This window comes from Streptomyces sp. NPDC094147, from assembly GCF_044764265.1.
In the GTDB taxonomy this organism is placed as follows: Bacteria; Actinomycetota; Actinomycetes; order Streptomycetales; family Streptomycetaceae; genus Streptomyces.
The window spans coordinates 149,659-172,998 of record NZ_JBIWHT010000012.1 but is presented as its reverse complement, the minus strand read 5'-3'; the positions used below and the strand labels follow the sequence as shown (position 1 = coordinate 172,998).

Genomic DNA, 23,340 nt, shown 5'->3' with positions numbered 1-23,340 from the left:
ATTTAGTAGGACGTCCAAGTAAATTTGAACCATGGACGCTGACGCGATCGAGGAGGGCCGCCGTCGCTGGCAGGCCCGTTACGACAAGGCCCGCAAGCGCGACGCGGACTTCACCACGCTCTCCGGGGACCCCGTCGACCCCGCGTACGGCCCCCGGCCCGGCGATACGTACGACGGGTTCGAGCGGATCGGCTGGCCCGGGGAGTACCCCTACACCCGCGGCCTGTACCCGACCGGCTACCGGGGCCGCACGTGGACGATCCGGCAGTTCGCCGGGTTCGGCAACGCCGAGCAGACCAACGAGCGCTACAAGATGATCCTGGCCGCCGGCGGCGGCGGGCTCTCCGTCGCCTTCGACATGCCCACCCTCATGGGCCGCGACTCCGACGATCCCCGCTCGCTCGGCGAGGTCGGCCACTGCGGCGTCGCCATCGACTCGGCCGCCGACATGGAGGTCCTCTTCCAGGGCATCCCGCTCGGCGATGTCACCACCTCGATGACGATCAGCGGCCCCGCCGTACCCGTCTTCTGCATGTACCTGGTGGCCGCCGAGCGCCAGGGCGTCGACCCCGGCGTCCTCAACGGCACGCTCCAGACGGACATCTTCAAGGAGTACATCGCGCAGAAGGAGTGGCTGTTCCAGCCGGAGCCCCATCTGCGGCTGATCGGCGACCTGATGGAGCACTGCGCCGCCGGGATCCCCGCGTACAAGCCCCTCTCGGTCTCCGGATACCACATCCGCGAGGCGGGGGCGACGGCCGCGCAGGAGCTGGCGTACACGCTGGCCGACGGCTTCGGCTACGTGGAACTGGGCCTGAGCCGCGGTCTGGACGTGGACGTGTTCGCCCCCGGGCTCTCGTTCTTCTTCGACGCGCACGTCGACTTCTTCGAGGAGATCGCCAAGTTCCGCGCGGCGCGCCGCATTTGGGCCCGCTGGATGAAGGAGGTGTACGGGGCGCAGTCCGACAAGGCGCAGTGGCTGCGCTTCCACACCCAGACCGCCGGGGTCTCGCTGACCGCGCAGCAGCCGTACAACAACGTCGTACGCACGGCTGTCGAGGCGCTCGCCGCGGTGCTCGGCGGCACCAACTCGCTGCACACCAACGCCCTCGACGAGACGCTCGCGCTCCCGTCCGAGCAGGCCGCCGAGATCGCGCTGCGCACCCAGCAGGTCCTGATGGAGGAGACGGGCGTCGCCAACGTGGCGGACCCGCTCGGCGGCTCCTGGTACATCGAGCAGCTCACCGACCGCATCGAGGCCGACGCCGAGAAGATCTTCGACCAGATAAAGGAGCGGGGGACGAGGGCGCATCCGGACGGGCAGCACCCGATCGGGCCGATCACCTCCGGCATCCTGCGCGGCATCGAGGACGGCTGGTTCACCGGCGAGATCGCCGAGTCGGCCTTCCGTTACCAGCAGTCCCTGGAGAAGGGCGACAAGCGGGTCGTCGGCGTCAACTGCCACCACGGCTCGGTCACCGGCGACCTGGAGATACTCCGGGTGAGCCACGAGGTGGAGCGCGAGCAGGTGCGCATCCTCGCCGACCGCAAGGCGCGCCGCGACGACACCGCGGTGCGCGCAGCCCTGGACGCGATGCTGGCCGCGGCCCGCGACGGCTCGAACATGATCGCGCCGATGCTGGACGCGGTGCGCGCGGAGGCCACGCTGGGCGAGATCTGCGGGGTGCTGCGCGAGGAATGGGGCACGTACACGGAGCCGCCCGGTTTCTGAGCGCTCGGTTCGAAGAGGGGCGGCTTCCCCCGCGCCCCTTCAGGCCGCCCCCGTAGGCAGGGCCAGGCGGAACAGGGCGCCGCCGCCCGCGGCCCGTTCCGCCGTCAGTTCCGCCCCGTGCGCGCGGGCGATCTGGCGGGCCATCGCGAGGCCCAGGCCCGAGCCGGGCAGCGCGCGGGCCTGTTCGGCGCGGTAGAAGCGGTCGAAGACATGCGGCAGATCGGCCTCCGCGATGCCGGGCCCGTGGTCCCGTACCGTCAACTCGCCCGAGGACAGGGCGACTTCGACGGGAGCGCCGGGCGGGCTGAACTTGGCGGCGTTGTCCAGGAGGTTGGAGATGAGGCGGGCCAGGCGCGCCGGGACGCCGGGCAGGGTCGCCGACGCGTCGCTCAGGTCCAGCTGGAACGGGGTCGCGGGCCAGTGCGCGCGGGCCGTGTCCACGGTGTGCGCGAGCAGCGGGGCGAGCCGGACCTCCTCCAGGAGCGGGGTCGGCTCCTCGTCCCTGGCCAGGTCGATCAGATCGTTGACCATCACGGACACCTCTCTGATCTGGCGGCCGAGCGCGGTGGCAGCCCGGTTGCGCTGGGTCTCCGTCAACCGGTCCGCGCGGGCGAGCAGTTCGGCGTTGGTACGCAGGGCGGTGAGCGGGGTGCGCAGCTCGTGGGAGGCGTCGGCGACCAGCCGGCGCTGGGCGGTCACGGACTGCTCCAGCTCGGCCAGCATGGTGTTGAAGGACGCCGCGAGCCGCGTCACCTCGTCCTCCTTGTCGGGCGGACCCGGGGGCAGCTCGATGCGGTGGCTCGGGTCGCGGGTGGCCGCGATGTGCTCGGCCGTCGCGGTGAGCCGGGCCACGGGGGCGAGCCCCGTGCGCGACACCCAGTAGCCAAGGGCGGCGGCGAGCAGCACGCCGGTCGCACCGACCCCGCTCAGCAGCCAGGCCGCCTGGCCCACCCCCTTGCGTACGGCGTCCGAACGCAGCGCCACCTGGAGCGACTTGCCGCCGCCGAAGGTGGTGGTCAGCATCCGCGCGGGCTCCCCGTCGGGCAGCGTGATGTTGGTGAAGTACGGGTTGCGCCCGCCGGAGGCGACCGCGCGCACCGGCGGGCTCACCGGCAGGAGGTAGGCCTTGCCGGGGTCCTTCGCCGGGTCGGCGGGCACGACCTGGGCGCAGGCGGGGGCGGACAGATAGCGGCACTCCCCGGAGAGCACGCCGGGGGCCGCGCCCCGGTTCTGCTGGGTGGCCAGGGTCGCGGACTGGGTCAGGTTCAGATCGAGCTGGTGGTACAGCTCGTAGCGGATCACGAAGAACGCGGCCGTGCACACGCCGACCGCGACCAGCGCCACCGCGGCGGACGCGGCCGCCGTGAGCCGGGTGCGCAGCGGGCGGTGGCGGCGCCAGCGGGCACCGAGCCGGCGCCGGGCGCTCACGCGGCGTCCAGGCGGTAGCCGACGCCGTGCACCGTATGGACCAGGCGCGGCTCGCCCGCCGCCTCCAGTTTGCGGCGCAGGTAACCCACGTACACGGCAAGGGAGTTGGAGTCCGGGCCGAAGTCGCGGCCCCAGACCAGCTCGTGGATCAGCTCCCGGGGCAGTACCTGACCCGGGTTGCGCATCAGCAGTTCAAGCAGGGCGAACTCGGTGCGGGTGAAGTCGATCGGGCGCTCGCCCCGGCGGGCGGTGTGCGCGACCGGGTCCAGGACAAGATCGGCGTACCGCAGCTCCTGCGGCTCGGCGGGATCGGGAGCCGCCCGGCGCAGCAACGCCCGTACGCGCGCGATGAGTTCGTCCAGGGCGAAGGGCTTGACCAGGTAGTCGTCCGCGCCCGCCTCCAGGCCGTCCACCCGCTCGCTCACCGAATCGAGCGCGGTCAGCACGAGCACCGGGGTGCGGTCGCCCATCGCCCGCAGTTGGCGGCACACCCCGAGGCCGTCGAGGACCGGCATCATCACATCCAGGACGATCGCGTCCGGCCGCCAGCCGGCCACCTCGGAGAGCGCCGCGAGCCCGTCGGCGGCGCCCCTGACCTCGTACCCCTCCACCGCGAGGCCGTCCTCGACGGCCGCCCGTACCTCCGGCTCGTCGTCGACGACGAGAATTCTGACCGCGCGCGTGGTGCTCATGGGCAAAGCCTGCCAAACGCGGCTCTTAGAACCCTCTTAGGGCGCCCCGTGACCCTCATGTCCCATGCGCACACCATTGTCAGTAGTGATCGGGGCGGGCGGTACCGGCGGGCACATCTACCCCGGGCTCGCGCTCGCCGAGGCGCTGCGCCGGGCCGTCCCCGACGCGGTGGTCTCCTTCGTCGGTACGACCCGGGGCCTGGAGGGCGAGCTCATACCCGGCGCCGGGTACCGGCTGCACACCGTCGACATGATCCCCTTCGACCCCTCGCTCGGCGCCAGACGGTATCTGCTGCCCGCCGCGTTGCTGAAGTCGGGCGCGCAGTGCCGGGCCATCCTGAAGGCGCAGCGCGCCCAGGTCGCGGTCGGCATGGGCGGCTACCCGAGCGCGCCCGTCATCGTGGGCGCCAAGATGGCCGGGCTGCCCAGCCTCATCCACGAGTCCAACGCCGTGCCGGGCCGCGCCAACCAGTTCGCGGCGCGGCTCACCCCGCACATCGCGGTCGCCTTCGACCGCAGCCGCGCCCATCTGTCGGGCGGCGCCGACGCCCTCACCACCGGCATGCCGATCGCCGCCTCGCTCGCCGCGCTCGACCGGCCGACGATGCGCGCCGAGGCCCGGCGCGCGCTCGGCGTGCCGCCCGGGGCGCGCCTCGTCCTCGTCAACGGCGGCAGCCTGGGCGCGGCCCGGCTCACCGCGGCGGCGATCGGCCTCGCCGGACGGTGGCGGGACCGGCCCGACGTCCACCTGCTCATCAAGACCGGACCGGCCGCACTGGCCGACACCGAGCGGCAGTTGGCCGGCCTGCCGGGCGCGCGGGCCGTGCCCTACCTCGACCGGATGGACCTGGTGTACGCCGCCGCCGACCTGGTCGTGTGCCGGGCCGGATCGGCGACGGTCGCCGAACTCGCCGCCACCGGCGTGCCCGCCGTCCTCGTGCCCTATCCGCACGCGCCCGGCGACCACCAGACGCACAACGCGCGGGTCCTGTCCGACGCGGGCGCCGGACTGCTCGTCCCTGACGCCGAGACCACCGCGTTCCGCCTGGCCGCCCTCATCGAACCGCTCCTCGCCGACCCGGCCCGGCTCGCCGCGATGAGCGGCGCCGCCGACCCCGGCAACCACGCGCGGGCCGCTGACCTGCTGGCCGCCAGGGTCCTCGAACTCGCCTCCCACCCCACCTCGCACGCCAAGGAGTACTACGCCGCATGATCACCTCCCCGTGGAAGAACCGCACCGTCCTCGTCACCGGAGCCGAGGGCTTCATCGGCTCGACGCTGGTCGACCAGCTCGTCGAACTCGGCGCGAACGTCAGGGCGTTCGTGCACTACAAGCCGTACGCGGAGAAGGGCCACCTGGCCCACCTCATCGGGCACCCGGCCGTCGAGATGATCGCCGGGGACGTGCGCGACGCGGGCCGGGTCTCGGACGCCGTGGCCGGCTGCGACACCGTGTTCCACCTCGCGGCCCTCATCGGCATCCCGTACAGCTACGACTCGCCGGGCGCCTACGTCCAGACGAACGTGGTCGGCACGGAGAACGTGGCGGAGGCCTGCCGCCGCCACTCCGTGCGCCGACTCGTCCACACCTCCACGAGCGAGGTGTACGGCACCGCCCTGACCGCCCCGATCAGCGAGGACCACCCGCTCCAGCCGCAGTCGCCGTACTCCGCCTCGAAGATAGGCGCCGACATGATGGCGCTCTCGCACTGGCACGCCTTCGAGCTCCCCGTGACGGTCGTGCGCCCCTTCAACACCTACGGCCCCCGGCAGTCCGCGCGGGCCGTGATCCCCACGATTCTGGCCCAACTGCACGCGGGTGTACGGGAGATCAAGCTTGGCTCGCTCACTCCCACGCGTGATTTCACCTACGTCGCCGACACCGCGCGGGGCTTCCTCGCGGTGGCCGAGTGCGACCGTGCGCTCGGGCAGGTGGTGAACCTGGGGACGGGGCGCGAGATCGCGATCGGGGATCTCGCCGAGGCGCTCATCGCGGCGTCGGGGCGCGAGGCCTCGGTCGTGATCGACCCGGCGCGGCTTCGCCCCTCGGGCAGCGAGGTGGAGCGGCTGCTTTCCGACAACGCGCGGGCGCGCGAGTGGGCGGGCTGGGAGCCGGAAGTCTCCCTGGAGGAAGGCCTGAAGCTGACGTCGCGATGGGTCGAGGAGAACCTGTCGCTGTTCGCGCCGACCCGCTACCAGGTCTGACCGCCCTCCGGTCCGGGCCTCAGGCCGTCGCGGCCAGGCCCGAGCAGATCAGCAGCGTGAAGTCGCGGGCCCACTCCGCGTCCACGGGCTCGGCGCTGACCAGCGCCCGGTGCACCACCGCCCCCGCCACCACGTCGAAGATGAGGTCGGCGTGGCGGGCGGACAGCTCGGGGTCGGCCTCGTAGGGGAGTTCACCACGGACCTGGGCGCGTTCGCGGCCGATCAGAACCAGCCGCTTCTGGCGGTCGACGATGGCCGACCTGATCCGGCCGCGCAGCGCGTCGTCCCGGGTGGACTCGGCCACCACCGCCATGAGCGCGGTCTTCGTCTCGGGGCGCTCCAGGAGCGCCGCGAACTGGAGGACGACACCCTCCACATCGGCCACCAGGCTGCCCAGGTCCGGGAGTTCGAGCTCGTCGAAGAGGACCGCGACCGCGTCCACGACGAGCTCGTTCTTGCCGGCCCAGCGCCGGTAGAGCGTCGTCTTGGCGACCCCGGCCCGGGTCGCCACGTCCCCCATCGTCAGCTTCGACCAGCCGAGGTCCACCAGCGCCTCCCGGGTCGCCAGCAGGATCGCCGCGTCGGCCTCGGCGCTGCGGGGCCGGCCCGTACGACTCGTACAGGACGGTCTCCCGCCACTGGATGAAGAAGGCATGACGGCGACCATACCGGCCGGTAGCAATCGCGCCAGGGGGCCCGTCGTGTGGGCGAGATCACCGTGTGCGCGGGGGTCGCAGCAGTTACGCTACGGCTCGTAGCGAAAGCCTTGAGCGGCCTTCCGCGACAACCACATGTCACAGGCGCCCAGGTGGGGACCCGGGTGCCGCAAGAGAAGATCCGCGGCCTGTCCGGGTTTGTCCATGTCTCGCAATCCGGCGGGAGGCAGGGGGCGGGCCCGGATCCTGCCACCGGTTCACCACAGTCGTGCGCGGAAGGGGGAGGATGTACGCATGCAGCCTAGGAACATGTCCATGAGCGGCGTCGTCGACCTCGCCGCGGTGAAGGCGGCCGGCGAGGCCAAGGCCAAGGCGGAGCAGGCGCGAGCCGAGGCCGCCCGGCACGGGGGAACCCCGGCCGTCGCGCCGTCAGCCCTCGTCTTCGACGCCGACGAGGCCACCTTCGAGCGCGACATCCTGCAGCGCTCCACCGAGGTGCCGGTCGTCATCGACTTCTGGGCCGAGTGGTGCGAGCCCTGCAAGCAGCTCGGTCCGCTGCTCGAACGCCTCGCCGTCGAGTACAACGGCCGCTTCCTCCTCGCGAAGATCGACGTCGACGCCAACCAGATGCTGATGCAGCAGTTCGGGATCCAGGGGATCCCGGCCGTCTTCGCGGTCGTCGCCGGTCAGGCGCTGCCGCTCTTCCAGGGCGCCGCCCCGGAGGCGCAGATCCGCGAGACCCTCGACCAGCTGGTGCAGGTCGCCGAGGAGCGCTTCGGCCTGACCGGCATCCCGGTCGACCAGGACGCCGCGGCCCCGGCCGCCGCCGATGCGCCGACTCCGGTGGGCCCGTACGACGCACTGCTCGAAGCGGCCGTGGTCGCCCTGGACTCGGGCGATCTGCCCGGCGCGGTCCAGGCGTACCGGAACGTACTGAGCGACGACCCGGGCAACCCCGAGGCCAAGCTCGGTCTCGCGCAGGCCGAGCTGCTCCAGCGCGTCCAGGGGCTCGACCCCCAGCAGGTCCGCAGGGACGCCGCCGAGAAGCCCGCCGATGTGGGGGCGCAGATCACGGCGGCCGATCTCGATCTGGTCGGCGGTCATGTCGAGGACGCCTTCGGCCGGCTCATCGAGACCGTGCGGCGCACGTTCGGTGACGACCGCGATGCCGCGCGGGTCCGTCTCCTGGAGCTTTTCGAGGTGATCGGCGGGGACGACCCGCGGGTCACGGCGGCGCGAACCGCGCTGGCGAGGGTGCTCTTCTAGGCGTCCTTCCGGGCACCCCCGGGCGTTCATCGAACTGTCACCAACTGAGTGCCGCGCACGGTGTGCGACGGACGATTTGGCGACAGAGAGACAAGAGGCGGCCGCGTTTTACCAAAACTTGGTAAACGCGGCCGCTGTTACTTCCAGTAAGTTGAGCTGGCTCTTACGTCCGCATTTCAGCGGCGATTTCACCCTCTGTCCGGTCACTCGGCAGCACCCTGCGTGCCCGGTCGATGCCGACCGGTCGCGCTTCGGTTATCGGGCCGTTACTGGCTAGTAACGATCCCCCTTGTGTCGCGGCCCCGAATGCACCACGATCGGCCACGCTCGGTCCAATAACGCACCAGCCCGACAGCCAATCGGTGCTACCGCCCATTTGGGTCCCCACCGGGCCGGCCGGTGGCAGTGGCACCGGCCGTGGACAGGGGGGTCTCTGCTCTCCGGCAGGGCCTGTCCAGGTTGCGCGAACGCGTGGCCAGTGGTTGTCGCTCGGGGGTGATCGCCGGTGTCGGACGAGGTGCGCGAGTCGTACGCGGTCGACCTCCCGTGCGCTCCCCTTCCCGAGGACGTAGCACTTCTCCCATCCCGTGACAGCCCTTGAGGGTCCGTCCCGGAGATGTACGTCCGAGAAGGAGGAAAGTCATGGAGTCCCAAGTACGTGGCGGGACCAGATGGAAGCGGTTCGCGCTGGTCATGGTGCCGAGCGTGGCCGCCACGGCCGCGATAGGCGTCGGCCTCGCGCAGGGCGCGCTGGCGGCCTCGTTCAGTGTGTCCGGTGTCGACTTCAAGGTGACGGCGCAGCAGCTGGAAGGTAACAACCTCCTGCAGTACGGGAGTGTGGCGACCGGCAAGAGCCTCGACGGCAAGAGCGAGGCGCACCCTGTCGTCGTCTCCGGGTTCAGCGATGCCAAGATCACCAAGATGTGCCAGTCGGTCGTCCAGCCGCTGCCGTTCGGCCTCGGCAACGTGACGATGACGCTGAAGGCCGGTGGGAACAAGCAGATCGAGGCGACCAACCTCTATCTCGACGTGTCCGACCTCTCCACCGACGCGACGTTCACCAACCTCGACATCGGTGTCGCGGCGGGCGAGGGCAAGACCGGCCAACACGGCGAGCGGGTCGTCATCCAGCCCGGTGCGGACGGCAAGACGCCGGGCGGCAACCCGTACGGCTTCGCCCAGCGTGCCGACAAAGCGGTCCTGGAGAACGTGGAGCAGCGCGCGTGGGCGACCACCGCGGGTTCCTTCAAGCTCCCGGGCCTCAGCCTGAAGCTGGCCATGAACGGGCCCGAGTGCCCGCCGGCCAGCAAGTTCTAAGCCTGAACCCCGGTGGCCGCTGAGCCTGCTGAGCGGCCACCGGGACCCCCAAATTTTTCTGAGAGCAACAGCGGTACCAGGGAGCTGTTTTCCATGAGCGCCGAGACCACGGGTTCCCGCGACTTCTCCGACTTCCAGCTTCGCGTGCGGGGCATGCGGCTTGGCTTCCGTGCCTGGCGGGGCCGCCGGCCCTTCTGGGCGGGCCTGCTGACCATGGCGGGCGGCGTGCCCATCATGTACTTCCCGTACGCCAACATGCACCTCGGCAACGTCACGCTGGCCATGTCGACCACGGCGGGCGCGGGTTCGCTGATCATCGGCGTACTCCTGGTCACGCTGGGCCTGACCATGTGGTTCCACCACGTGGTGCGGATGTTCGCGGGCATCGCGGCGATTCTGCTGGCGCTGATCTCCCTGCCCATCGCCAACATCGGCGGCTTCGTCATCGGCTTCCTGCTCTCCATGTTCGGCGGCGCGCTCGCCGTGGCCTGGGTGCCCGCCAAGCCCCGGCGACGCGACCAGCGGGCCCGGACCGCCGACGGCGAGCCGGACGGATCCGCGCCCGAGGGGGACACGGCGCCCGGCCCGCGCGCGCAGGAGCCCGGAACGGCCGCCTACGAAACGACAGTTGACGCCAACGGCGGGAGGAACAGTGCGGGGTGACGAGACGCAGCTGGACTCGACCGGAGGCGGCGACCCGCGGGGAAGAGGCGGGCCGCGTCACGCGGCCCCGAGGAAGTCGCTGCTGACCAAGTGGCACATGCCCGCGGGCAAGGCGATGGCCCTTGCGGCGATGCCCACGGCGGTCCTGGTCGGGATGACCCTCACGCCCAAGCTCGCGATGGCCGACGACAAGACGGACATCCCGTTCGCCCCGGGCCCCTGTGTGACCCGCTCGGACAGTCCTCCGGCCTCGCCGAGCCCGTCGAGCAGCGCATCGGGCAAGGCGTCGCCGAGCCCGTCGGCGGCCTCGCCGGACAGCAGGGCGGCCAAGTCGAAGGAGCCGACGCCGTCGGCCTCGGGTTCGGCCGCGGGCTCCGTCGACAAGTTGCTGAAGCCGGTGCAGCCCTCGGACACGCCGTCCTCGGACACGGCATCCTCGGACACGGCCGCGGCCCCGGCTCCGGCGCAGTCCGCGGCGCCGCCCGCCAAGACGACGAACCCGCTGGACCCGCTGGGTCTGGGCGACGCGCTCAAGGGCTTGTTCGGCATTCACGACACGCCGAGTGCGACGCCGAGCGACACGCCGCCGCCGAGCGCGCCGCCCCCGGCCGCGCCGAAGCCCGCACAGAGCGCGTCCAAGCCGGCCAGCACGGCGTCCAAGCCCACGACCAACACGGGGAAGGCGGCCGACCAGCCGCTCGACAAGACCGCGGAGGCCATCAAGAAGGCGGCCGACCAGGCGGGCCAGAAGGTCAGCGAACTCCCGGCCGCCGCGAAGGGGTTGGACCCGAAGAAGGACACCGCCATCCCCAATGGCGCCAAGCAGCCCTTCCCGTGCCCGACCGCCGACCCCAAGGCGCTCGCCGCGGCCAAGCAGGACAGCGGCGTTCCGACGCTGCCCTCGCAGCCGTGGATCCTCAAGAGCTCGATGCTGACCCTGAGCGGCCTGAACTACGCGGGCATCGTCGAGGTCAAGACGGGCGACACGACCAAGAAGGTCCTCAAGTTCACGGCCTCGTCCGTGGACATCAAGGACCTCCACCAGCTGGTGTACGGCCCCGAGGTGGGCGGCACGCCCACCACCACGCATGTGCAGGCCCGCTCCGGCTCGACCTCCACGATCCGCAACGGCACCGTCACGATGTACACGGAAGAGCTGAAGGGCAACCTCTTCGGCCTCATCCCCATCTCGTTCAGCCCGGCCACCCCGCCCCCGCTGAACGTCCCGTTCGCCTTCTTCACGAATGTGACGGTCCGTCAGGCAGGCCAGTTCGGCGGCACCCTGACCGTCCCGGGCCTCCACAACTTCGTCACGAACGGCAACCCGGAGTAGTAGCGCACGGCCCCATGTACCCATCCGGGAGCCGCAGTTGAGCCGTGGCCCGCACTCTCACCGGGGTGCGGGCCACGGCTTGTCACCGACTGGATGCCGGGGGACCGGGCAGCGCCTCAGTCGACCACGTCGGTCCGAGGCTTCGCCTTCTTGCGGCGGCTCAGGACGAGCGCGCCCGCGCCGCCCGCCGCCACCACCGCCGCGCCGATGCCCGTCCAGCCGAGCGCGCCGATGCCCGAGTCCGAGGAACCGGCCGCGGCGCCCGTCGCCGAGCCACCGCTCCCGCCGTCGCCGGAGGCGCTCGACGCGGCCGGGTTCAGGGTGCCGACCGGAGCGGCCTTGCCGACCGCCGAGAAGCCCCAGTCCAGGAGCTGGCGCATCTCCGTGTACACCTTGTCGCGCTTGTTCTCCTGGGGGTTCATCACCGTCACCAGGATGGTGTGGCCGTCGCGCTGAGCCGCCTCGGCCAGGGTGTTACCGGCGTTCGTGGTGTAGCCGTTCTTGCCGCCGATCAGACCCGGGTACTTGGCCACCCCCTCGATGCCCGACAGCATGCGGTTGGTGTTGGAGATCCCGAACGGCTTGCCCTTGGTGTTGGGGCCACCGGGGAAGTCGGCGAAGGCCGTCGAGCAGTAGTCCTTGAAGTCCTTGTTCTTCAGGCCCTGGCGCAGGAACAGCGTCAGGTCGTACGCCGAGGACACCTGGCCGGGTGCGTCGTAGCCGTCGGGGCTCAGTACGTGTGTGTCGCCGGCGCCCAGGTCCTTGGCCCGCTTCTGCATGTCGGTGACGGTCTTGTCGACGCCGCCGTTCATCGTCGCGAGGACGTGCACCGCGTCGTTGCCCGAGCGCAGGAACACCCCGCGCCACAGATCGGGCGCCTGGTACGTCTGGCCGGGCACGATGCCGACCGCGCTGCTGCCGTCGCCCATGCCCTTGAGGTCCTCGTTGCTCACCTTGCGGCTCGCGTCGTGCGGCACCGCGGGCAGCACGGTGTCCGCGAAGAGCATCTTCAGGGTGCTGGCCGGAGGGAGCGGCCAGTGCGCGTTCTTCGCCGCGAGGACCTCGCCGGTGTCGCCGTCCGCCACGACCCAGGAGAGCGCGGAGAGGCCGGGGGGCAGCGCCGGTGCGCCCGCGCCGACTTGGTCGCCCGGCTTGCCCAACTGGGCGCCGCCCGCCTGCGACATGGTCGCGGGCGGCTCCTTCCTGGCCTCGCCGCCGGGTGCCCCGGGCGTCGCCGACTTGGGCGGCTTCGCCCGATGGCCGCTCGCCACGGCCGGACCGACGGCGGTGCCCGCGGTGACCGCGGTGGCGGTGAGAGCCACGAGTGCGCGCCGGACCTGCGGCGATATGGGAAGACGCATGACCGTGAACGTACCCCAGGAGTTGTCACGGAATTGACCCGTCCGCCCGTGGAATTTGCCACGCCTGGTTCATGGAACGGACAAGGGCGCCAACCCGTCCCGTCCGGAACGGGGGGGGACCCGTCGTGGGCGGCGGTCGCCACAACTGGAAGTCCCAGCAGCGGACATGCCGGAGGGCGGCGCCCCGTACGCGACGGGATGCCGCCCTCCACGGCGTAACGGCCGGCTAGTCCTGCTCGCCGCCGCCCAGGTGGTGCACCCGGACCATGTTGGTGGTGCCGGGGATGCCGGGGGGCGAACCGGCCGTGATGACCATGGTGTCGCCCGCGTTGTAGCGCTTGAGCTTGAGGAGCTCGGCGTCGACCAGGTCGACCATCGCGTCGGTGGAGTCCACGTGCGGCACGACGTGGGTCTCGACGCCCCAGCTCAGCGCGAGCTGGTTGCGGGTGCTCGGGTCCGTCGTGAACGCCAGGATCGGCTGGCAGGCGCGGTAGCGGGACAGGCGACGGGCCGTGTCGCCGGACTTGGTGAAGGCGACCAGCGCCTTGCCGTCCAGGAAGTCCGCGATCTCGCAGGCGGCGCGGGCGACCGAACCGCCCTGCGTACGCGGCTTCTTGCCCGGGACGAGCGGCTGGAGGCCCTTGGACAGGAGCTCCTCCTCGGCCGCCTCGACGATCTTCGACATCGTCTTGACCGTCTCGATCGGGTACGCGCCCACCGAGGACTCGGCGGACAGCATGACCGCGTCCGCGCCGTCCAGGATCGCGTTGGCGACGTCGGACGCCTCGGCGCGCGTCGGCCGCGAGTTGGTGATCATCGACTCCATCATCTGGGTCGCGACGATCACCGGCTTGGCGTTGCGGCGGCAGAGCTCCACGAGGCGCTTCTGCACCATCGGGACCTTCTCCAGGGGGTATTCCACCGCGAGGTCGCCACGGGCCACCATCACACCGTCGAAGGCGGCGACGACGCCCTCCATGTTCGCGACCGCCTGCGGCTTCTCCACCTTGGCGATGACCGGCACGCGGCGGCCCACCTCGTCCATGACCTTGTGGACGTCCTTGACGTCGTCGGCGTCCCGCACGAAGGAGAGCGCGACCAGGTCGCAGCCCATCCTCAGGGCGAACCGCAGGTCCTCGATGTCCTTCTCGGACAGCGCGGGGACGTTGACCGCCGCGCCGGGCAGGTTGATGCCCTTGTGGTCGGAGATGACACCGCCCTCGATGACGATGGTCCTGACCCGGGGACCCTCGACCGAGATGACCTTGAGCTCGACGTTTCCGTCGTTGATCAGAATCGGGTCGCCCTTGACGACATCGCCCGGCAGGCCCTTGTAGGTGGTGCCGCAGATCGACTTGTCGCCGGGAACGTCCTCCGCGGTGATGGTGAACTCGTCACCGCGGACCAATTCGACCGGCCCCTCCGCGAATTTCGCCAGCCGGATCTTCGGGCCCTGGAGGTCGGCGAGCACGCCCACCGCGCGGCCCGTCTCCTCGGCGGCCTTGCGGACCCGGTCGTAGCGGGCCTGGTGCTCGGCCTGGGAGCCGTGGCTGAAGTTGAAGCGGGCCACGCTCATGCCGGCCTCGATCAGAGCGACGAGCTGCTCATGAGAGTCGACGGCGGGGCCCAGTGTGCAGACGATTTTGGAACGGCGCATAAGGCGGATCCTATCGGTTTGTTTCGCTACGGAATATTCCGTCTGGTGGAATGTACAAATGGGCGGGATGACGCTCAGGTGTCGGCCAGGCAAACCGGAAATCCGGTCAGACCGGGCAGGAATTCAGAGCCGCACCAGGGCATACGTCTGCTGGGCGATTTCCAGCTCCTCGTCCGTCGGCACCACGGCCACCGCGACCCTGGCGTACTCCGGGGAGATCAGCCGGGGGCTGTCGGACCGTACGGCATTGAGCTCGCCGTCCACCGCGAGACCGAGCTCCTCCAGGCCGGCGACCGCGGCCTCGCGGACCGGCGCGGCGTTCTCGCCGACCCCGGCCGTGAACGCGACCGCGTCGACCTTGCCAAGCACGGCGTAATAGGCGCCTATGTACTTCTTCAGCCGGTGGATGTAGATGTCGAAGGCGAGCTGCGCCTGCTCGTCGCCCTCGTCGCAGCGGCGGCGGATCTCCCGCATGTCGTTGTCGCCGCACAGCCCCACCAGGCCGCTCTTCTTGTTGAGCAGGACGTCGACGTCGTCCACCGACATCCCCGCGTTGCGCACCAGGTGGAAGGTGACCGCCGGGTCGATGTCACCGGATCGGGTGCCCATGACCAGGCCTTCCAGAGGGGTGAGCCCCATCGAGGTGTCGACGCACCGGCCGCCCTGGACCGCGGACGCGGAGGCCCCGTTGCCCAGGTGCAGCACGATCACATTGACGTCCTCGGGCGCCTTGCCGAGCAGCTTCGCGGTCTCGCGCGAGACGTAGGCGTGCGAGGTGCCGTGGAAGCCGTAGCGGCGGATGCGGTGCGCGTCGGCCGTCGCCACGTCGATCGCGTAGCGCGCCGCGGACTCCGGCATCGTCGTGTGGAAGGCGGTGTCGAAGACCGCGACCTGCGGCAGGTCGGGGCGCAGCGCCTGGGCGGTGCGGATGCCGGTGATGTTCGCCGGGTTGTGCAGCGGGGCGACCGGGACGAGCCGCTCGATCTCCGCCAGGACCTCGTCGGTGATCACGGTCGGCGCGCTGAACTTCAGACCGCCGTGCACCACCCGGTGCCCGATGGCCGCCAACTCCGGTGAATCCAGGCCGAGTCCATCGGCCGCCAGCTCCTCGGCGACCACCTTGAGCGCCGCGGCGTGGTCGGCGAACGGGCCGTTCTGCTCGCGGGACGCGCCCGCCCGTCGCCCACCGCCACCCTCAACCGAGGCCCTTCGGGCCGCTGTATCAGTTTCGGTCGCCAGCGGGGTGTGCTTGAGCCGCGAGGTCGCCTCGCCGATCCGCTCGACCAGGCCGACCGCGAGCCTGGAGGAGTCGTTCATGTCGAGCAGCTGGTACTTCACCGACGAGGACCCGGAGTTGAGGACGAGGACGCGGGTGCCCTGGTTGGCGGTGGTCATGCGGAGGCCTCCTGCCCCTGCGCCTGGGCCTGGATGGCCGTGATGGCGACGGTGTTGACGATGTCCTGGACGAGCGCGCCGCGCGACAGGTCGTTGACCGGCTTGCGCAGACCCTGGAGCACCGGGCCCACGGCCACGGCGCCGGCCGAGCGCTGCACGGCCTTGTAGGTGTTGTTGCCGGTGTTGAGGTCCGGGAAGATCAGCACGGTCGCCTGCCCGGCCACCTCCGACTCCGGAAGCTTGGTCGCGGCGACCGAGGGCTCCACGGCCGCGTCGTACTGGATCGGGCCCTCGACCCTGAGGTCCGGCCGCGCGTCGCGGACGAGCTTGGTCGCCTCGCGCACCTTGTCGACGTCGGCGCCCGAGCCGGAGGTGCCCGTCGAGTACGACAGCATCGCGATCCGCGGGTCCACGCCGAACTGCTGGGCGGTGGCGGCCGCCTGGACCGCGATGTCCGCGAGCTGCTCGGCGTCCGGGTCCGGGTTGACCGCGCAGTCGCCGTACACGAGCACCTTGTCGGCGAGGCACATGAAGAACACCGAGGAGACGATCGAGGCCTCCGGCTTTGCCCTCCCGTCTCCCACCACCGCCCTATCCGACGCGCTACGCGTGGCTGCTCTTGTCTTGATGATCTCGAAGGCGGGGCGGATGGTCGCGGCGGTGGAGTGCACCGAACCCGACACCATGCCGTCGGCCAGGCCCTCCTGGACCATCAGCGTGCCGAAGTAGTTCACGTCCGCGACCACGTCGTACGCCAGCTCCACGGTGACGCCCTTGTGGGCGCGCAGCTGGGCGTAGCGCTCGGCGAAGCGCTGGCGCAGCTCGGAGGTCTGCGGGTCGATGATCTGGCACTTGATGACGTCGATGCCGAGGTCGGCGGCCTTCTTGCGGATCGCCTCGACATCGCCGAGCAGGGTCAGCTCGCACACGTCGCGGCGCAGCAGCACGTCCGCGGCGCGCAGCACCCGGTCCTCGGTGCCCTCGGGCAGCACGACCCGGCGGCGGTTGGAGCGCGCCTGCTCCAGGAGCTCGTGCTCGAACATCATCGGGGTGACCCGGCTGCTGCGGGCCACCGAGACCCGCCGCAGCAGGTCGGCGGTGTCCACGTGCCGCTCGAAGAGGCCGAGCGCGGTCTCCGCCTTGCGGGGGGTCGCCGCGTTCAACTTGCCTTCCAGGGCGAAGAGTTCCTGCGCGGTGGGGAAGGAGCCATGGCTGACCGCGACCACCGGCGTGCCCGGCGCGAGCCGGTCGGCCAGGGTCAGGATCGCCTCGCCGGGCCGCTCGTCCAGGGTGAGCAGCACGCCCGCGATGGGCGGCGTGCCGGCGCTGTGCGCGGCGAGCGAGCCGACGACCAGGTCGGCGCGGTCGCCGGGGGTCACCACCAGGCAGCCCGGGGTCAGCGCGTTCAGGAAGTTGGGCAGCATCGCGCCGCCGAAGACGAAGTCGAGGGCGTCGCGCGCGAGACCGGAGTCGTCGCCGAGCAGCACCGTGCCGTCGAGGGCCGCGGTGATCTGGGCGACGGTGGGCGCCGAGAGCGCGGGCTCGTCGGGCAGGACGTAGCAGGGCACGGGCAGCCGGGCCGCGAGCCGCTCCTCGATCTCGTGGCGGTCGGCCCTGGCGACCCGGTTCACCACCATCGCCAGCACGTCGCAGCCGAGCCCGTCGTAGGCCCGGTGCGCGTTGCGCGCCTCGGCCCGTACGGACTCGGAGGTCTGGCCCTTGCCGCCGACCACCGGTATCACCGAGGCGCCGAACTCGTTGGCGAGCCGGGCGTTGAGCGCCAGCTCGTCGGGGAGCTGGGTGTCGGCGAAGTCGGTGCCGAGGACCAGGACGACCTCGTAGTCGCGGGCCACGTCGTGGAAGCGGTCGACGAGCCGCGAGACGAGTTCGTCGGTACCCTGCTCCGCCTGGAGCGCGGACGCCTCCTGGTAGTCCATCCCGTACACCGTCGCCGGGTCCTGGGCCAGCCGGTAGCGGGCGCGGAGCAGGTCGAACAGGCGGTCCGGTCCGTCGTGCACCAGGGGGCGGAAGACGCCCACCCGGTCCACCTGACGGGTCAGGAGCTCCATGACTCCCAGCTCGATGACCTGGCGGCCGTCTCCCCGGTCGATCCCGGTCACGTACACGCTGCGCGTCACGCGTGCTCTCCAGTTCTGCGTTGCAGGAATTTGTCCAGATAGGGCGGTCTTGCCCTCTTGACAATACCTCTGCGGATGGATAGGGCGCCCGCCGGACGAAAGGCCCGGCGGCAGGGTCCGAAGACCCCCCGTCCATGATGGTCGGAGTAGCTGGATGGGCGGGTCCGCCGTGGTGCGTGGGACAATCTGAATTGCTCACGTTACGGGGGATTCGGGCGTGACGTCCCAGGACCAGCGAAGCAGGAGATTGAGCACGATGCGCATCGGAGTTCTCACCGCAGGCGGCGACTGCCCCGGCCTGAACGCAGTGATCCGGTCGGTCGTGCACCGAGCCGTGGTCGGCCACGGCGACGAAGTCATCGGGTTCGAGGACGGGTTCAAGGGCCTGCTGGACGGCCACTTCCGCCCGCTGGACCTGAACGCGGTCAGCGGCATCCTGGCGCGCGGCGGCACGATCCTCGGCTCCGCCCGCCTGGAGCGCGCCCGGCTGCGCGAAGCGTCCGAGAACTGCGCCGAGTTGGCGAAGCGTTACGGCATCGACGCGCTGATCCCGATCGGCGGCGAGGGCACGCTCACCGCTGCCCGCATGCTGTCCGACGCCGGGATGCCGGTCGTCGGCGTGCCCAAGACCATCGACAACGACATCTCCGCCACCGACCGCACCTTCGGCTTCGACACCGCCGTGGGTGTGGCGACCGAGGCCATCGACCGCCTGAAGACCACCGCCGAATCGCACCAGCGCGTGATGGTCGTCGAGGTGATGGGCCGGCACGCGGGCTGGATCGCGCTGGAGTCCGGCATGGCCGGCGGCGCCCACGGCATCTGCCTGCCCGAGCGGCCCTTCGAGGTCGCCGACCTGGTGAAGATGGTCGAGGAGCGCTTCGCGCGCGGCAAGAAGTTCGCGGTGGTCTGCGTCGCCGAGGGCGCGCACCCCGCCGAGGGCTCGATGCCGTACGAGAAGGGCGCGATCGACCAGTACGGACACGAGCGCTTCGCCGGCATCGGCAACCGCCTCGCCGTCGAACTGGAGCGGCGCCTGGGCAAGGAGGCCCGCCCGGTCATCCTCGGCCACGTCCAGCGCGGCGGTGTGCCGACCGCGTACGACCGGGTGCTCGCGACCCGCTTCGGCTGGCACGCCGTCGAGGCCGTGCACCGCGGGGACTTCGGCAACATGACCGCGCTGCGCGGCACCGACATCGTGATGGCGCCGCTGGCCCACGCCGTCACCACGCTGAAGACGGTCCCCGAGAGCCGGATGTACGAGGCGGAATCGGTGTTCTGACCGGCCCCGGCGGGACGTACGCCCTGAATCCCGGGGGCCGGAGGTCCTGCCGGCGGCCTCCCGGGGAGGTGTGGCTGCGGCCGAGCGGGCCTGTGCCCCGAAGGGGCGCGGGGAACTGCGCGACCAGCCCCCACCGGCCCGCGGTCGAAAACCGTCACCCCGCGGAGCGTCACCCGTGGGCCAGTTCCCAGAACCGGTCCACGATGCGGTCCAGGAACGCGCGGCCCGTGTCGCTGGTGTCGGTGCTCGCGTTCCAGTTGAGCGTGGTGACCATCTGCGACTGGTACTCCGTGTGCAACTGGTCGAGCACCCCCTCCAGATGCTGCTTCGTCAGCGGAAGCAGCTTCGCCGCGGGCTTCACATACGCCTGCCAGCGCGTGGTCACCGCGCTGCGGAGCAGTTCCCCGAGGTCCTCGTCGAGACCGGTGGCCGTGACGTAGTCGCGCAGCGACAGCTGGAGCAGATCGGCGAGCGCCGCCGACTGGCGTTCGTTGCCGCGCCAGCGGCCCGCGTCCTCCATGCGCCGGTAGGCCCCGGCGTCCAGGCCGACCCGGCGGGCCATGTCCTCGATGGTGAGGCCGCGTGACATCCGGTGCTCGCGCAGCGTCGAGGCGGTCGCCATGAGGTCGCCGGGGGAGCACCACAGGACTCCGGCGAGCGCGGTCAGCTCGCGTGTCCCGGGCGCCGCGAGCCCCCGCTCCCAGGCCATCACGGTGTCCGGTGACACGGGGAGGCCGTACTGGGCGCGCATGCCGTAGGCGACATGGCCGGGAGCCATGCCCAGGGCCTCTCGCAGTCGGCGCGCTGCGAGGGCGTTGAAGGGCGGGGAGGGGTGCACGCGCACACCGTAGGACGGGGAGTCACGTCTGACTACGGTGTGTTCCACCAAAGAAGGCGATTTGTAGGAAAGTACGGTTTTGGTGCTGTCCGGGTTACCTAAGGGTTGGGTAAGCGTGTGCTCGCCAACGCTAACCCTTCACCGCGCCGCCCAGCGCGAAACCTCCGCCGAGCCGCCGCGCGATGAGGACGTACAGCACGAGCACCGGCGCCGAGTACAGGATCGAGAAGGCGGCGAGCTGGCCGTAGACCACCGAGCCGTAGTTCCCGAAGAACGTGAAGATCGATACGGAGGCCGGGAGCTGGTCGGGGGAGAGCAGCAGCATGAAGGGGACGAAGAAGTTTCCCCACAGCATGATGAAGGTGTAGATCGTCACGACGGCCACACCGGGACCCATCAGCGGCAGCACCACCCGCACCAGCGTCTGCGGCATCGAAGCACCGTCCGTCCAGGCGGCCTCCTCCAGGGCGAGCGGCACCCCGTCCATGAAGTTCTTCATCAGCCAGATGGCGAACGGGAGTTGGGAGGTGGCGAGGAAGAGCGCGGTGCCGTACATCGTGTCGATGAGGTCGACCCGCACGAAGAGCCCGTACACCGGGACCATGACCGCCGTGATGGGCAGACACGTCGTGAACAGGATCGTCAGCAGGTACGGGCGGGCCAGGCGCGAGCGGTAGCGGGAGAGCGGGTATGCCGCGAGCGTCGCGCAGACCACCGTGAGCAGGGTCGAACTCCCGCACAGCAGAAGGCTGTTGAGCATCGGCGTGAAGGTGATGTCGGCGGTCAGTACGGCGGAGAAGTTGTCGAGGGTGGCCGAACCCGGGACCCGTACGCGCAGATCGGCCTGCGCGTCGACGGAGGCGAGCAGCAGCCAGAGCAGCGGCACGGCGAAGGCGGCGGCCACCGCGAGCAGGGCCGCGTCGGCGGCCAGCCGCTGCCGGGTGCGGCGCCGCAGGCGGCCGCCGGGCGCGGGCATCAGACCTCCACCCTCATCAGCCGCAGATAGACGACGGAGAACAGCGAGCCGACGAGGAGCAGGAGCAGCGCCACCGCCGTGCCGTAGCCGATCAGGCTCTTCAGGAACGCCTGGTCGTACATGAACACCGGCAGCGTCTGGCTGCGGTCGCCCGGACCGCCCCGGGTCATCGCCCAGATGAGACCGAAGACGGACAGCGTCTGGAGGGTGTTGAGCATGAGGTTGGTGCCGATGGAGCGGCGGATCATCGGCAGCGTGATGTGCCAGAACCGGCGCGCCCCGCTCGCCCCGTCGACCTCGGCCGCCTCCTCGATGTCCCGCGGGATCTCGGCGAGCGCGGCCGAGTAGATGAGCATCGAGAACGCGGTGCCGCGCCACACGTTGGCGAACGACACCGCGAGGATCGGCAGGGTGAACAGCCAGTTCTGGGCGGGGAGATGGAGCCAGCCGAGGATGGCGTTCAAGGTGCCCTCGCGCCGGAAGAAGGCGTACAGGAGGAAGGCCGCCACGATCTCCGGCAGCACCCAGGCCGTGATCACCAGCGCCCCGGTGAACGTCCGCACCGGCCGCGAGGCCCGGCGCATCAGCGCGGCGAGCGCAAGGCCCAGGGTGTTCTGCCCGACCAGCGAGGACAGGACGGTGAAGACGAGGGTCAGCCAGACCGCGTTGCGGAACGCGGGGTCGGCGAACGCCCGCCGGAAGTTGGCGAAGCCGACGAAGTCGACGGACGAGGAGCCGGTCAGCCGCATGTCGGTGAAGGCGATGTAGACGCAGTAACCGATGGGCCCGGCCAGGAACAGCAGCAGGAGCAGGGTGGCGGGCGCGATCGGCAGCCAGCGCACCGCCCGCACCCCGCGCCGCTCGCGGGCCGCGGCCGCCGCGGGCACGGCCGTCACTGGGCGATCGTCTTCAGCTGGTCGTCGTACGCCTTGGCGGCGGAGGCCGCCGAGCCGCCGGTGGTCACCGACTCCATCGCCTCGCCGATCGCCGTCGACACCTGCGGATAGACCGGCAGCGCGGGCCGGTAGTGGGTGTACTGGACCAGTCCGGTGAAGAAGGTGATGCCGGGCATCGAGTGCAGATACGTCGGGTCGGCCGCCACGTCCTTGCGGACCGCGATCTGGGCGTCCGCCACGTCCCACCGCACCGCGTTCTGCTGCGTCTGCATCGTCTTGACGAAGTCGAAGGCGAGATCGGGGTTGCCCGCCTTCGCCGGGATCGCCCAGGTCCAGCCGCCCGACATGGAGACCTTGCCCGGCGCCCGGCCGTCCTGGGTGGGCATCGGCGCCTGGCCGAGCACGGTCGACCAGGCGGGCCACTCCTTGGGGCCCTTGTTGATCCAGTTCTGGCCGAGCCAGGAGCCGTCGAGGGCGATCGCCAGCTTGCCGTTCGGCATCCAGTCCGTCGCCAAGTGCGTGCCCACATTGGGGTCGAGGGCGTCCGAGGGATCCGGGCCGAGCTTGTCCGCGTACACCGTCCGTACGAAGTCGAGGGCGTCCTTGAAGCCCTGCGAACCCGACACCCACTTCTTGGCGCCCGGGTCGTACAGCGGGTTCTCGCCGGTCCCGTACAGCAGCATCTCGAAGCCCTGCATGGCCGCTGCCTCGCCGGCCGCCTTGCCCGTGTAGACGTTGAGCGGGATGACGCCGGGGACCCTCTGCTTCACGGTGCGGGCCGCGTCCAGGACCTCCGCCCAGTTCTTCGGCTGCCAGTCGGCGGGCAGGCCCGCCTTCGCGAAGATCTGCTTGTTGAACCAGAGCCCCCGGGTGTCCGTGCCGTCCGGCACCCCGTACGTCCTGCCGTCCTGTGCCCTGGCCGCCGCCTTCGCCGTGTCGGCGAACTGGCCCCAGGCGTCCCACTTCGTCAAGTAGTCGTCCAGCGGGCGCAGATAGCCCGCGCCGATGTCGGAGTTGATGCGGAACGTGTCCTCGTACACCAGGTCCGGGGCCGTCTTCGGCGAGCGCATCATCTGCTGGACCTTGGCCGCGTAGTCGTTGTCCGCGGCCTGGACCGGCACCAGCTGGGCCTTCTTGCCGGGGTGCTCCTGCTCGAACTGCTTCTTCACCGCGTCCAGATACTCGTCCTTGAAGCGGATCTTGTTGTCGGTGGAGCGGTTGTACACGATCCGCACGGTGTTCGCGTCGCCGCCGGATCCGCCGCCGCAGCCGGTGAGCGCCGCGGCGGCGAGGACGGCGGCGAGGACCAGCGGGAGCCGGACCGGGCGGCGCGGGGCCCGGCGGGGTCGGGAGAGGGACTCTGAGGCTGGGGCGGTGGGGCGCACGGGCACGACCTCCTCTGGCCATGGCTGCGGCCCTGGACCCGGCCGCACGTGGCTGCCCGGTGAACGTAAGGGCGCCCCGTGGCAGGGTCAACCCCACGTCGGACCTCGCCCGACAACCTT

The 23,340-nt window shown here is 70.9% G+C and carries 19 protein-coding genes; 8 read left to right on the top strand and 11 right to left on the bottom strand.

The window, feature by feature from the left end:
* The first annotated feature begins 31 nt into the window (after positions 1–31).
* Positions 32–1,732 carry a methylmalonyl-CoA mutase gene (locus ACIQ8J_RS20055; protein WP_403272869.1) on the top strand — a complete coding sequence of 567 codons (1,701 nt, stop codon included), beginning with the start codon at positions 32–34 and terminating at the stop codon, positions 1,730–1,732.
* Positions 1,733–1,771: 39 nt separating this feature from the next.
* On the opposite strand, the gene ACIQ8J_RS20050 is transcribed toward ACIQ8J_RS20055, so the two are convergent.
* Both ACIQ8J_RS20050 and ACIQ8J_RS20045 read right to left on the bottom strand, forming a co-directional pair.
* Positions 1,772–3,160, bottom strand: coding sequence for a sensor histidine kinase (locus ACIQ8J_RS20050; protein WP_403272871.1), 1,389 nt, complete (start codon positions 3,158–3,160; stop codon positions 1,772–1,774).
* Positions 3,157–3,852: a response regulator transcription factor gene (locus tag ACIQ8J_RS20045; protein ID WP_403272873.1), complete on the bottom strand. Its 696-nt coding sequence runs from the start codon at positions 3,850–3,852 to the stop codon at positions 3,157–3,159. The genes ACIQ8J_RS20050 and ACIQ8J_RS20045 overlap by 4 nt, the downstream gene beginning before the upstream one ends.
* 64 nt (positions 3,853–3,916) lie before the next feature.
* On the opposite strand from ACIQ8J_RS20045, the gene ACIQ8J_RS20040 reads away from it, so the two are divergent.
* Positions 3,917–5,065 carry a UDP-N-acetylglucosamine--N-acetylmuramyl-(pentapeptide) pyrophosphoryl-undecaprenol N-acetylglucosamine transferase gene (locus ACIQ8J_RS20040; RefSeq protein ID WP_403272874.1) on the top strand — a complete coding sequence of 383 codons (1,149 nt, stop codon included), beginning with the start codon at positions 3,917–3,919 and terminating at the stop codon, positions 5,063–5,065.
* Positions 5,062–6,057: a GDP-mannose 4,6-dehydratase gene (locus ACIQ8J_RS20035; RefSeq protein WP_403272876.1), complete on the top strand. Its 996-nt coding sequence runs from the start codon at positions 5,062–5,064 to the stop codon at positions 6,055–6,057. The genes ACIQ8J_RS20040 and ACIQ8J_RS20035 overlap by 4 nt, the downstream gene beginning before the upstream one ends.
* Before the next feature lie 19 nt (positions 6,058–6,076).
* Here the strand turns inward: ACIQ8J_RS20035 and ACIQ8J_RS20030 are convergent, their stop codons facing one another.
* Positions 6,077–6,712 (bottom strand): TetR/AcrR family transcriptional regulator, encoded by a 636-nt coding sequence (locus ACIQ8J_RS20030; protein WP_403272877.1) that lies wholly within the window; start codon positions 6,710–6,712, stop codon positions 6,077–6,079.
* A 295-nt stretch (positions 6,713–7,007) separates the two neighbouring features.
* Here ACIQ8J_RS20030 and ACIQ8J_RS20025 point away from each other — a divergent pair, with 295 nt between their 5' ends.
* The 4 genes from ACIQ8J_RS20025 to ACIQ8J_RS20010 all read left to right on the top strand — a co-directional run bounded on the left by ACIQ8J_RS20025 (position 7,008) and on the right by ACIQ8J_RS20010 (position 11,292).
* Complete coding sequence (locus ACIQ8J_RS20025; protein WP_403272879.1) at positions 7,008–7,979, top strand: tetratricopeptide repeat protein; 972 nt, start codon at positions 7,008–7,010, stop codon at positions 7,977–7,979.
* A 642-nt stretch (positions 7,980–8,621) separates the two neighbouring features.
* Positions 8,622–9,296 carry a DUF6230 family protein gene (locus ACIQ8J_RS20020; RefSeq protein ID WP_403272881.1) on the top strand — a complete coding sequence of 225 codons (675 nt, stop codon included), beginning with the start codon at positions 8,622–8,624 and terminating at the stop codon, positions 9,294–9,296.
* A gap of 93 nt (positions 9,297–9,389) precedes the next feature.
* Positions 9,390–9,959, top strand: coding sequence for a DUF6114 domain-containing protein (locus ACIQ8J_RS20015; protein ID WP_403272882.1), 570 nt, complete (start codon positions 9,390–9,392; stop codon positions 9,957–9,959).
* On the top strand, positions 9,949–11,292 hold the full coding sequence (locus tag ACIQ8J_RS20010; RefSeq protein WP_403272883.1) for a hypothetical protein: 1,344 nt from the start codon (positions 9,949–9,951) through the stop codon (positions 11,290–11,292). The genes ACIQ8J_RS20015 and ACIQ8J_RS20010 overlap by 11 nt, the downstream gene beginning before the upstream one ends.
* A gap of 116 nt (positions 11,293–11,408) precedes the next feature.
* Here the strand turns inward: ACIQ8J_RS20010 and ACIQ8J_RS20005 are convergent, their stop codons facing one another.
* The 4 genes from ACIQ8J_RS20005 to pta form a co-directional block, all read right to left on the bottom strand.
* A complete protein-coding gene (locus ACIQ8J_RS20005) occupies positions 11,409–12,653 on the bottom strand; it encodes a D-alanyl-D-alanine carboxypeptidase family protein (RefSeq protein ID WP_403272884.1) in 1,245 nt (414 codons plus the stop codon).
* Between the two features lie 226 nt (positions 12,654–12,879).
* Positions 12,880–14,310 carry a pyruvate kinase gene (gene pyk / locus ACIQ8J_RS20000; RefSeq protein ID WP_403272885.1) on the bottom strand — a complete coding sequence of 477 codons (1,431 nt, stop codon included), beginning with the start codon at positions 14,308–14,310 and terminating at the stop codon, positions 12,880–12,882.
* Between the two features lie 123 nt (positions 14,311–14,433).
* Entirely contained in the window at positions 14,434–15,705 is a 1,272-nt protein-coding gene (locus ACIQ8J_RS19995) for an acetate kinase (RefSeq protein ID WP_403607897.1), read from the bottom strand.
* On the bottom strand, positions 15,702–17,843 hold the full coding sequence (pta, locus tag ACIQ8J_RS19990; RefSeq protein WP_403272888.1) for a phosphate acetyltransferase: 2,142 nt from the start codon (positions 17,841–17,843) through the stop codon (positions 15,702–15,704). The genes ACIQ8J_RS19995 and pta overlap by 4 nt, the downstream gene beginning before the upstream one ends.
* Positions 17,844–18,099: 256 nt before the next feature.
* Between pta and ACIQ8J_RS19985 the strand changes: the two genes are divergently transcribed.
* Positions 18,100–19,125, top strand: coding sequence for an ATP-dependent 6-phosphofructokinase (locus ACIQ8J_RS19985; RefSeq protein ID WP_403272889.1), 1,026 nt, complete (start codon positions 18,100–18,102; stop codon positions 19,123–19,125).
* Between the two features lie 169 nt (positions 19,126–19,294).
* On the opposite strand, the gene ACIQ8J_RS19980 is transcribed toward ACIQ8J_RS19985, so the two are convergent.
* The 4 genes from ACIQ8J_RS19980 to ACIQ8J_RS19965 all read right to left on the bottom strand — a co-directional run bounded on the left by ACIQ8J_RS19980 (position 19,295) and on the right by ACIQ8J_RS19965 (position 23,226).
* Positions 19,295–19,969: a helix-turn-helix domain-containing protein gene (locus tag ACIQ8J_RS19980; RefSeq protein WP_403273041.1), complete on the bottom strand. Its 675-nt coding sequence runs from the start codon at positions 19,967–19,969 to the stop codon at positions 19,295–19,297.
* 124 nt (positions 19,970–20,093) lie between these two features.
* Complete coding sequence (locus ACIQ8J_RS19975) at positions 20,094–20,939, bottom strand: carbohydrate ABC transporter permease (RefSeq protein WP_403272890.1); 846 nt, start codon at positions 20,937–20,939, stop codon at positions 20,094–20,096.
* Positions 20,939–21,835: a carbohydrate ABC transporter permease gene (locus ACIQ8J_RS19970; protein WP_403272892.1), complete on the bottom strand. Its 897-nt coding sequence runs from the start codon at positions 21,833–21,835 to the stop codon at positions 20,939–20,941. Before ACIQ8J_RS19970 ends, ACIQ8J_RS19975 begins: the two co-directional genes overlap by 1 nt.
* Positions 21,832–23,226, bottom strand: coding sequence for an extracellular solute-binding protein (locus ACIQ8J_RS19965; RefSeq protein ID WP_403272893.1), 1,395 nt, complete (start codon positions 23,224–23,226; stop codon positions 21,832–21,834). The genes ACIQ8J_RS19970 and ACIQ8J_RS19965 overlap by 4 nt, the downstream gene beginning before the upstream one ends.
* Positions 23,227–23,340: the final 114 nt, after the last annotated feature.

Excerpts from the sequence above, each read along its gene's own strand:
- ACIQ8J_RS19975 (WP_403272890.1), bottom strand. The coding sequence starts at position 20,939 with ATGCCCGCGCCCGGCGGCCGCCTGCGGCGCCGCACCCGGCAGCGGCTG.
- ACIQ8J_RS20025 (WP_403272879.1), top strand. The coding sequence starts at position 7,008 with ATGCAGCCTAGGAACATGTCCATGAGCGGCGTCGTCGACCTCGCCGCG.
- ACIQ8J_RS19985 (WP_403272889.1), top strand. The coding sequence starts at position 18,100 with ATGCGCATCGGAGTTCTCACCGCAGGCGGCGACTGCCCCGGCCTGAAC.
- ACIQ8J_RS19995 (WP_403607897.1), bottom strand. The coding sequence starts at position 15,705 with ATGACCACCGCCAACCAGGGCACCCGCGTCCTCGTCCTCAACTCCGGG.
- ACIQ8J_RS20035 (WP_403272876.1), top strand. The coding sequence starts at position 5,062 with ATGATCACCTCCCCGTGGAAGAACCGCACCGTCCTCGTCACCGGAGCC.
- ACIQ8J_RS20030 (WP_403272877.1), bottom strand. The coding sequence starts at position 6,712 with ATGCCTTCTTCATCCAGTGGCGGGAGACCGTCCTGTACGAGTCGTACG.
- ACIQ8J_RS20055 (WP_403272869.1), top strand. The coding sequence starts at position 32 with ATGGACGCTGACGCGATCGAGGAGGGCCGCCGTCGCTGGCAGGCCCGT.
- ACIQ8J_RS20020 (WP_403272881.1), top strand. The coding sequence starts at position 8,622 with ATGGAGTCCCAAGTACGTGGCGGGACCAGATGGAAGCGGTTCGCGCTG.
- ACIQ8J_RS20045 (WP_403272873.1), bottom strand. The coding sequence starts at position 3,852 with ATGAGCACCACGCGCGCGGTCAGAATTCTCGTCGTCGACGACGAGCCG.
- pyk (WP_403272885.1), bottom strand. The coding sequence starts at position 14,310 with ATGCGCCGTTCCAAAATCGTCTGCACACTGGGCCCCGCCGTCGACTCT.
- ACIQ8J_RS20040 (WP_403272874.1), top strand. The coding sequence starts at position 3,917 with ATGCGCACACCATTGTCAGTAGTGATCGGGGCGGGCGGTACCGGCGGG.
- ACIQ8J_RS20005 (WP_403272884.1), bottom strand. The coding sequence starts at position 12,653 with ATGCGTCTTCCCATATCGCCGCAGGTCCGGCGCGCACTCGTGGCTCTC.
- ACIQ8J_RS20015 (WP_403272882.1), top strand. The coding sequence starts at position 9,390 with ATGAGCGCCGAGACCACGGGTTCCCGCGACTTCTCCGACTTCCAGCTT.